This window comes from Mycobacterium sp. (genome assembly GCF_052144515.1).
Taxonomy (GTDB): Bacteria; Actinomycetota; Actinomycetes; order Mycobacteriales; family Mycobacteriaceae; genus Mycobacterium.
Map to the genome: position 1 here is coordinate 1 of NZ_JBKQQD010000291.1, position 3032 is coordinate 3032.

General features: G+C 63.8%; 2 protein-coding genes and 1 pseudogene. 1 reads left to right on the plus strand and 2 read right to left on the minus strand.

Annotation, left to right across the window (positions count from 1 at the left end):
• The coding region (locus ACLP9N_RS19180; RefSeq protein ID WP_442408900.1) for a hypothetical protein at nucleotides 1–837 on the minus strand (837 nt) is incomplete at its 3' end.
• 566 nt (nucleotides 838–1403) lie between these two features.
• Between ACLP9N_RS19180 and ACLP9N_RS19185 the strand changes: the two are divergent.
• Nucleotides 1404–2379: pseudogene (locus ACLP9N_RS19185) on the plus strand (AAA family ATPase); the annotation flags it as partial.
• A gap of 89 nt (nucleotides 2380–2468) precedes the next feature.
• On the opposite strand, the gene ACLP9N_RS19190 reads toward ACLP9N_RS19185, so the two are convergent.
• Nucleotides 2469–2894, minus strand: a complete 426-nt coding sequence (locus ACLP9N_RS19190; protein WP_442408901.1) for a DUF5134 domain-containing protein — start codon at nucleotides 2892–2894, stop codon at nucleotides 2469–2471.
• Between the last annotated feature and the right edge of the window lie 138 nt (nucleotides 2895–3032).

Below are 3032 nucleotides of genomic sequence, written 5' to 3' on the forward strand. Positions count from 1 at the left end.
GTAGAGGATCACGGCGACCTGCTCGCGCTGCTGGCGGATGGCCGCGTCGTAGCTCAGCAGTGCGCCCTGGAGGCGGGCCCAGCTGTCCATGTCGCCTACGGCGACCAGATGGAACATGTCGAGCGGCATGCCGTGCCGCGCCAACGTCAGAATAGTCGTGTCCGCGCGACGGGTTTCCAGCTCTGCGAGCATCTCGTCTTGGGCGGGCCAAACGGTGGGCGGCAGGTTGACCGGGCGGCCCAGCGCGAAGGTGCAGATCGCTGCCACCAACTCCATGGCGCGGTGCGCGATGGGACGGGTGAACGGTCCGTCGATCGGTCCCGCAACCGCGACGTAGACATCAACGATTGGCCTCGGGGGGAACAGAATATTTTCGTCCTGCACGCCGCCGTCGGGCACATCTTCGCGGAAGTTAAGCAGCACGTCGGTGCCGAGACGCCGCCACTCGTTCACGATCCTGATTTGCGTGCTGAGCATTTCCTGCATGCGTGAGAAGAACATTGGATCTGCCAGATTCGGCTGTTCACCACCGAGCGTGCAGGTGTACCACACGTGGCCACCGAAATCGGCCTCGGACGCCAAAGCGCCGGAGGTCAACTCGCCGCCGCGCCGAACCAATTCGTCGATCTCGTCCTGGCGGCCCTGGTCACTTGAGACCGCGGTGATCCATGGGGAGTTGTTTTGCGGCGTCACCGTGATGTGGAAGCCGTCAGGCCGACCGATGATGAATGGCGCCGTCGACAGGCTGGTCTGCGGAACGTCGTATCCCGCTTCGCGGACAAGGCGTAGCAGCCACGAGGCGCTCAGCGATTGGCGCTGATCAAGGCGAAGCTCCATCATCGCACCACTGAACACGGACGGCGGCCCCTGGCGAACAGCACGTGTGCGCCCGGGCTGGCGAACTGCTCGTCGAACTCCATTCGGTTCGTCTCGTTTCGGACGGCGGGTGGTGTGCGAACAGCTGTTCGGCTGTCCTAGCGGTGTCCTAAATCAGTCAATCACTTGGATACATCAGCACGGAATCAAGCACTGAAGTGGACATTTCGATCGGCTGTAGACACCAGACCACAGCGCCGCACATGCGCTTCCACACTGCAGTGTGGGGTCAGGAGTTCGAGTCCCCTTAGCTCCACAGGTAGGTGAATCGTGCGGCCTGGCAGCGAAAAGACGAGTCCGCCACGCAAACGCGACCGAACACCTGACGACCAAACCCCCGTTGTGCCAAGAGTCTGCCAAGACGGGTGAACACAGTCCGACACTCCGCGGACAGACTGGGACACGAACCAGCCGCTGAACTGGGCATTCCAAGACGCTACGGCACCGGGCGAAACGCCGTGGACAGTCCGGCTCGGATTTACACACCAGCGGTCGGCGGTTCGATACCGTCCGCGCCCACCAGTAAGGCCAGCACGGCCGCGCGCGCCAAGATGGTCCTCGTCGGCGACGCTTACCAACTGGCCCCGGTCAAAGCCCGCGGCGGTATGTTCGAGCACCTGTGCAAGGACCTGCCGTGGTCGCAGCGCCTATCTGAAGTGTGGCGGCTGCGCGACGCCGCAGAACGCGAGGCGTCACTGGCGCTGCGGTCCGCGCGCGGCAACCGGCTGCGCAAAGCCATCGGCTGGTATCGCACCCATGACCGGCTGCATACCGGGGATGCGATCGCCATGGCCGCTGACGCCACCACCGCCTCGTCGAACCCGGCGCCACAACCGGCGCGGTGAATGGATCGACCAGGTCCGCAACGGCAACCGCTGGCGCGTGATCGGCGTCGACACCAACGGGGCCGCATCGCTGCCGAGCGGCCCACCGATGAGGCCCGCGTCCTCTGAAGGTGTCTACCTGCGCGAGCAGGTCACCCTCGGCTATGCCGGCACCGTGCACTCCGCCCAAGGCATGACCATCGGCAACTCGGATCGATACGGTGTGTGCTGGGCGGTCCTGTCCGATCGGGCCAGCCGCGCGATGGCCTACGTCGGCATGACCCGCGCTCGCGACGAAAACCACCTCGCCATCTATCCGGCTGTGACCAACGAAGCCCACCAACATCAGCACGGCGCCGACGCCGGCATCCACCAAACGCACCGCGGCACTAAACACGCCGCCGCCCACGCCCTGCACACAATCCTGACCGCCAACGACGACCGGGCCCGCACCATGCACGCCGTTGCCGCACGTACCGACCGCGACCTGCTACCCACCATCGTGGCGGCCTTACTGGACCGCGACGACCAACGCCGCGCTCAGCGCGCGCAGGCCTGGCGCCGGCACACCACACAAAATCCCGCCCGCGAAGCCGCACTCGAACGCATCACCGCCACCACACAACAGGCTGCTCAGCGCCAACGCGGCCGCGACCAGGGGTATGGACTCGAACTGTAGTTCTGTCAAAAAGCCTGCTTCACAACAACGTTGGCCAAGACTATCTGGGCTCGGCTGGATAGCTTTTTGCACAAAAACTGATGACTAGGTCACAGCGAGAATAGCGTGGCGAGGAAGAAGATAGTCATGCCGGCGGCCATCATCGCCTGACAGAGGCTACCCAGCGAGCGGTGCCACGCCTCCTCGCGGCGCCGCTCGATGAAAGACCAGTATGTCCAGAAAACCGCCGCTGCGGCGAAGCTGACGACACCGAACCAGCTCATTGCGGTGAACCATACGGGCGTCCCGCTGCTTGCCGGCATGTTCATTCCGCCGCCGGACGGCATGTTCATTGCGCTGCTGGGCGGCATGGTCATTGCGCTGCTGGGCGGCATGCTCATTCCACCGTTTGGCGGCATGGTCATTGTGCTGGTTGGCGGCATGTTTGTTGTGGACATGGGCATATCCGGCATCGGCATGTCCGACTTGGTGTTTGATCGGAGAGGGAGCAGGTCGCCATTCATGATGGCGTACATCCAGGCGGTCGCTAGTGGTGTGTCTCCAAAATAATTGGCTGGTCTGCGTTAGACTTCGTGGGTGATGACACCGGCGGCTGCTTTGGTCATGTCAGACGGTCAACGAGAAGCGTTGGAGGCCTTGTCGCGGTCGCAGAC

Coding starts and splice junctions, on each gene's coding strand:
- ACLP9N_RS19190 (WP_442408901.1), bottom strand. CDS start 2,894: ATGTACGCCATCATGAATGGCGACCTGCTCCCTCTCCGATCAAACACC.